Origin of the sequence: uncultured Rhodoblastus sp. (genome assembly GCF_903903185.1) — a bacterium.
Classification (GTDB): Bacteria; Pseudomonadota; Alphaproteobacteria; order Rhizobiales; family Beijerinckiaceae; genus Rhodoblastus.
This window is the reverse complement of sequence record NZ_CAIUXT010000017.1, coordinates 1-5,968: the sequence shown is the minus strand read 5'-3', so window position 1 is coordinate 5,968 and position 5,968 is coordinate 1. Positions and strand designations below refer to the sequence as shown.

At 64.9% G+C, this 5,968-nt stretch carries 6 protein-coding genes; 2 read left to right on the top strand and 4 right to left on the bottom strand.

Annotated features, from left to right (window positions below; genetic code table 11):
- Positions 1 to 1,179 (bottom strand): transglycosylase domain-containing protein (locus QZY01_RS01580; RefSeq protein WP_294532557.1); only part of this gene is annotated, 1,179 nt, incomplete at its 3' end.
- 178 nt (positions 1,180 to 1,357) lie between these two features.
- On the opposite strand from QZY01_RS01580, the gene QZY01_RS01575 reads away from it, so the two are divergent.
- On the top strand, positions 1,358 to 1,993 hold the full coding sequence (locus tag QZY01_RS01575; protein ID WP_342394866.1) for a YcgN family cysteine cluster protein: 636 nt from the start codon (positions 1,358 to 1,360) through the stop codon (positions 1,991 to 1,993).
- Between the two features lie 17 nt (positions 1,994 to 2,010).
- Here QZY01_RS01575 and QZY01_RS01570 read toward each other — a convergent pair whose 3' ends face one another.
- Positions 2,011 to 2,682: a hypothetical protein gene (locus QZY01_RS01570; protein ID WP_294532555.1), complete on the bottom strand. Its 672-nt coding sequence runs from the start codon at positions 2,680 to 2,682 to the stop codon at positions 2,011 to 2,013.
- 162 nt (positions 2,683 to 2,844) lie between these two features.
- Positions 2,845 to 4,227 carry a M20/M25/M40 family metallo-hydrolase gene (locus QZY01_RS01565; protein WP_294532554.1) on the bottom strand — a complete coding sequence of 461 codons (1,383 nt, stop codon included), beginning with the start codon at positions 4,225 to 4,227 and terminating at the stop codon, positions 2,845 to 2,847.
- A gap of 86 nt (positions 4,228 to 4,313) precedes the next feature.
- On the opposite strand from QZY01_RS01565, the gene QZY01_RS01560 reads away from it, so the two are divergent.
- The gene (locus QZY01_RS01560) at positions 4,314 to 4,574 is read left to right on the top strand and encodes a 4a-hydroxytetrahydrobiopterin dehydratase (protein WP_294532552.1); all 261 of its coding nucleotides are present in this window, start codon (positions 4,314 to 4,316) and stop codon (positions 4,572 to 4,574) included.
- 24 nt (positions 4,575 to 4,598) lie between these two features.
- On the opposite strand, the gene QZY01_RS01555 is transcribed toward QZY01_RS01560, so the two are convergent.
- A partial coding sequence (locus QZY01_RS01555) for a PAS domain-containing sensor histidine kinase (protein ID WP_294532550.1) occupies positions 4,599 to 5,968 on the bottom strand: 1,370 nt, incomplete at its 5' end.

The following is a 5,968-nucleotide window of genomic DNA, read 5'->3' as shown; positions in this document are numbered from 1 at the left end:
GTAATCGCGCCCGCCGAACATGGCGCGCACCGCGCCGAGCGGCTCCAGCACGATCGAAGCGCCCTGGCTGGCGTGAAAGGTCGGGCCGCTCTGGCGCAGCATCGAGTCGAGGGTGGTCTCCGCCTGTTTTTGCAGGCTGGAATCGAGCGCCGTGCGCACGGTGAAGACGCGATCGCCGCCGAGCTTGCCGGAATCGGTCAAAGCCTTGATTTCATTGAAGGCCCAGTCGAGATACCAGTCGGGCGTGGTCGATTCCACGCCGCGATCGACTGGCGAGGCGGGATGGCGTCGGGCATCAGCGATCTGGTTCTCGCGCAGGTAGCCAGCGTTGACCATATTGTCGAGCACGTCGTTGGCGCGGGCGCGTGCGGCGGGAAGATTGACATGGGGCGCGAATTTGGTCGGCGCCTTGAACAGGCCTGCGAGCATGGCCGCCTGCGCCAAAGTCACATCCTTGACCGAGCGGCCGAAATAGAATTGCGCCGCCGCCTGAATGCCGAAGGCGCCGCCGCCCATATAGGCGCGGTCGAGATAGAGCTGGAGAATCTGCTTCTTGCTCAAATGGCTTTCGAGCCAAAACGACAGAAAAGCCTCGTTGATCTTGCGGGTGAGGGTGCGCTCGTTGGACAGGAACAGGTTTTTCGCCAATTGCTGGGTCAGGGTCGAGCCGCCCTGAACCACGCCGGAGGAGCGCGCGTTGACCGTCAGCGCCCGCGCCAGTCCGACCGGATCGACGCCCCAATGGTCGAAAAAGCGCCGGTCCTCGGTGGCGAGCACCGCCTGCACGATATAATCGGGATATTGGTCGAGCGTCACGGCGTCGTCGTGCAGGATGCCGCGCCGGCCGACCTCGACGCCGTAGCGGTCCTGAAAGGTCACGGCGAGATCGGCTTTCCTGAGCCAGTCGCCGGCGCCGGTCAGGCGCATCGCCGGCTGCGCCAGCACGACCATGACCAGACCGGCGAAGACCCCAAGCGTCAGCGCCTCGCAGGCGAGATCGACCGCGACGCGGGTGGCGCCGCGCACGTGAAAACGCTCCATGAAGCTCGAAAAATCGCGCCACAACTCGCCGGCGGCGGCGCCGGCGTCGTAGAGCGAGGAATCGATCCAGGAATCGAACGCCAGAAGAGCGTTGCGAATGGCGCGAAACCAGCGGGCGTTGCGGAAATCATAAGCCAAAACGCTGCCTTGCCTTCCCTGGTTCGCGCCGCGTCAATGCTCTTATACCAAGTCTCCTTAATCGCGACTCGTCGCGATTAAGGAGGTCCCTCGCTTAAGCTCGGCGTCGCGTTCGCTCCTAACCCGGACCCGGAAGCCACGACTTCCGGTTCCGGGTATCAACATCGTCCCGAAGCCCTTGACGAGCAAGACCTGTCGGCGCATCCCCGGAGGGATATTTTCACCGCGCGCGCCGATCTGGCGGCGCAAGGTCGGCGCCAGCGGGTCTTGCGCCATTTCGGAACAGGCGTCGATGAAGGATCGCGGCAAGCAGGATGGAACCGGGTCAGGAGCGGCAAAGCCGTTCTGGCGCGGCCGCAAACTGGCGGATTTTTCAAAATCGGAATGGGAGAGCCTGTGCGACGGTTGCGGGCGCTGCTGTCTGGTCAAGCTCGAGGACGAGGACACCGGCACAATCCATTTCACCGATGTCGGCTGTCGCCTGCTCGACGCCAAAAATGCGCGCTGCGCCGATTACGGCCACCGCTCGCGCCGGGTGAAGGATTGCGTGCGGCTCGATCCCGACAGCGCCGGGTCGCTGCCCTGGCTGCCGCCGACCTGTGCCTATCGCCTGATCGCCCGGGGCGAGGACTTGCCGGATTGGCATCCTTTGGTCAGCGGACGAAAAGAGAGCGTGGTCGAAGCCGGGATTTCGATTCTCGGCAGGGTCGGGCCGCTGGAAGATGAAATTTCGGTGGACGAACTGATCGAGCGCATCGTCGCCTGGCCCGGCAAGGTCCCGAAAGCCGCGAAAAAGCCGGGGCGCAAGAAGTGAAGGATTTGGCCGGCCCTTCAGCGCTCCCGTCGCACGCCTAGCCAGATCACATGGCGTGCGCCCTTGGCGCGGCCGGCGCGGACGTGAATCTGTTCAACAGCGAACCCGGCCTTGCGCAGGCGCCGGGTAAAGTCCTCGTCGGGTCCGCAAGACCAGACCGCGAAAACCCCGCCGGGTTTAAGCGCCGTTCGCACGGCGGCGAGGCCGGCTGAGTCATATAAAACATCATTGGCAACGCGCGTCAGGCCGTCCGGCCCATTGTCGACATCGAGCAAAATTGCGTCATAGGCGCCGCCCGACCGGATCATCTCCGCGACATCGCCCTCGCGGACTTTCACCCTGGAATCTTCGAGCGAGCCGGCAAAAACCTCGGCCATCGGCCCGCGCGCCCAGGCGACGACGGCGGGAACCAGTTCCGCGACTTCGATGCGCGCCGTGGAGGGCAGCGCCTTCAGCGCCGCGCGCAAGGTAAACCCCATGCCGAGGCCGCCGATCAGCATTTTTGGCGCGCCATTTTGGCCGATCTTGGCGGCGCTTAATGTGGCCAGCGCTTCTTCCGAGCCGGAAAGGCGCGAGTTCATCAACTCGTTGTCGCCGAGCATGATCGAAAATTCAGCCCCCCGCCGCTTGAGCCGCAGCTCGCCGCCGCCGGGAATGGGCGCCGTGTCGATGTGAATCCAGGGAAGCAAGCGCCGGGCCTTTCTTGTTTAAGACGCCCAGGGGTCGGAAGCAGCGTTAACGAATGGCTCCTATCGGAAAAACCTCGGCGACCCAGATCGGGAAGGGCGGATCGGGGCATGAACGAAACGGGCGCGAATCGGCTTTCCCGCCGGGTTCGCGCTCCATTCCGGTCACGCCGCCAGAGCGGACAGGATTCTGGCCCAGCTGCGCGCGCCCTTCTGGAACGACGACAGTTCGTATTTCTCGTTGGGCGAGTGGATGCGGTCGTCGTCGAGGCCGAAGCCGACCATCAGCGTGTCCATTTTCAATTCGCGCTTGAACAGGCCGACGATCGGAATCGAGCCGCCCGAGGCCGCCAGCACGGCGGGACGGCCCCATTCCGCCTCCAGCGCCCGGCTGGCGCGAAGAATCGCCTCCGAGCGGAACGGCAGCGACAGCGCCGGGCTGGCGCCATGGCTCAAAAACTCGGCCTCGCAATCGGCGGGCAGGCTCTCGCGCACATAATCGCGGAAGGTTTCGAGAATCGCCTGTGGATTCTGCTTGCCGACGAGGCGGAAGGAAAATTTGGCGCTGGCCTGGGCCGGCAGCACGGTCTTGGAGCCGGCGCCGATATAACCGCCGACGATGCCGTTGACGTCGCAGGTCGGACGCGCCCAGATCTGCTCCAGCACCGAATATTGCGCCTCTCCCGCCGGGATCGACAGGCCGACGTCGCCGAGAAAGGCTTTGGCGTCGAATTTGAGCGCCGCCCATTGCGCCTCGATCTCCTCGGGCAGTTCCGGGACGTTATCGTAAAAGCCCGGCAGCGTGATGCGACCGGTCTCGTCGTGCAGGCCGGCGATGATTTTCGCCAGCACATGGATCGGATTGACCGCCGGGCCGCCGAACATGCCCGAATGCAGGTCGCGGCTCGCGCCCCGGATGACCACTTCCTCCAGCGCCAGCCCGCGCAACATGCAGGTGATCAGCGGCGTCTCGCGATCCCACATATTGGTGTCGCAGACCAGCATCAGCCCGGCCTTGAGTTCTTTCGCATTCGCGGCGAGAAAATCCGGCAGCGAGGTCGAGCCGGATTCCTCCTCGCCCTCGAACAGAAACGTGACGTCGCACGGCAAGCCGCCATTGGCGCGGAAGGCGCGGCAGGCTTCGACCAGGGTCATCAGCTGGCCCTTGTCGTCGGCGGCGCCGCGCGCCACGATCTGGCGGCCGGTTTCGGTCTCGACGACGCGCGGGTCGAAAGGATCGCTGGTCCAGAGTTCGAGCGGATCGACCGGTTGCACGTCGTAATGGCCGTAGATCAGCACATGCGGCGCATCGGCGCGCGCCGCCTTGGCCTTGGCGACGACGATGGGATGGCCGGCGGTCGGACGCGAGGAGGCCTGGAAGCCGAGACCCTGCAATTGCGCGACCAGCCAGTCGGCGGCGCGCGCGCAGTCGGGGGCATAGGCGGGGTCGGTCGAGATGGATTTGAAACGCAAGAGTTCGAACAGGCGGTCCAGCGCGCCCTGGCGGTCGGAGTCGAGGGTCTCTAATACTTTATCGAGTTGCGACATGATGGCTCCCGCGCGAATCGTGGTCTAAATTAGCAGCGGGAACGGGACGCGTCACGCGGCCCGCACAGCGATCGAGGAAGCGCGCCATGATTGAAATTCCGCAGGGCTGGAGCGGCGACAGCCAGCGCATCGCCAAGGTTTTCAAATTCAACGCCTTCGGCGGAGCGCTCGCCTTCATGGTCGAGGTCGCGCTCTATTGCGAGCGGGTCGATCATCATCCCGAATGGAAGAATATCTACAACAAGGTCTGGGTGGAGCTGACGACCCACGACGGCGGCGGCGTCACAGCGAAAGACCTCGCGCTGGCCGCGCATATGGACGAGGTTTTCGCGCGCCAGAAAGGCTGAAACCTCCGCCGGGCCGCCGAAAATTCAAGCCGCGGAAGACATGGCGATCTTCCGCCGCGCGGCTTCGCTGGGGCCGGGCAGATAGACGGTGACCCGGGCGCCTTCGCCGGGCGCGGAATCGATGTTCAGTTCGCCGCCATGCATGGCGACCAGCGACCGCGCGATCGACAGGCCAAGCCCCGGACCCTTCATGCCATCCTGCATCAACGGCGAGCTTTGCTCGAACGGCGAGCAGACGAGGGCCAGTTCCTCGGCGCTCATGCCGCACCCGCTGTCCTCGACGATCAGTTCGTGGCCCGCGCCCCGGCTCTGGACGCGGACCTCGATGCGCCCGCCCTCGGGCGTGAATTTGAGGGCGTTCTTGAGCAATATCCCGACGATGCGGCGCAGGGCCTCGGCGTCGGCGAAAATCCGGCTGTCTCCCGGCGCGGCGAACCGAATCGCGACGTTTTTCGCCTCGGCCGGCGCGCGGAACGCGTCCACCGCCTGTTCCAGCGTCGGCGCGAGCTCGATTTCGCTGGCGCGCAGGGTGACATGACCGGCGTCGAGCCGCGACATTTCCAGAACGTCGCTGATCACGCCGTGCAGATATTGCCCCGACTGGCGGATATGGCTGGCGTAATCGACGTAGCGGGCGTTGCCGATCTCGCCGAAGAACTGCTGCTCCATGACTTCGGCGAAGCCGATGATATGGGTCAGCGGCGTGCGCAATTCATGACTCATATTGGCCAGGAAATCCGATTTGGCGCGATTGGCGCTTTCGGCGGAAGCCTTCTGCTCCAGATAGCGTTCGGCCAGTTCGGCGAGCTGCTGCGCCTGATATTCGAGGGTCTGGCGGGATTTGCGCAGGTCGGCGATGGTGGCCATCAGCCGACGCTCGCTGTCGAGCAATTGCTCCTCGTGGCGTTTCAGATTGGAAATGTCGGTGCCGACCGAGACATAGCCGCCGTCCTTGGTCCGTCTTTCGTTGATTTGCAGCCAGCGGCCGTCGGCGAGCCGCGCCTCGTAGACCCGGCCGCCGCCCTCGAGCGCGCGCCCGCCATCGGCCTGTTCGACCATGCTCTGCGAACTGGCCATGGCCTGGGCGTAAGGCGTGCCGGGGAGGGTGCAGTGCGGGGGCAGGCCATGCAACCGCTGGAATTTGGCGTTGCACAGCACCAGCCGGTTTTGCGCGTCCCACAGCACGAAGGCCTCGGAAATGCTCTCGACGGCGTCGCGCAGGCGCAGGTCGGCGGCGGCGCTGCGCTCGGCCAGACGCACCTGTTCGGAAATATCGACGGCGATGCCGACGAGATGCGGCGTTCTCGCGCGGCCTTCGTGGATCACCTGCGCCCGCGCCCTTATCCATACCCATTGGCCATGGGCGTCGCGGATGCGGAAGACGTGGTCGATGG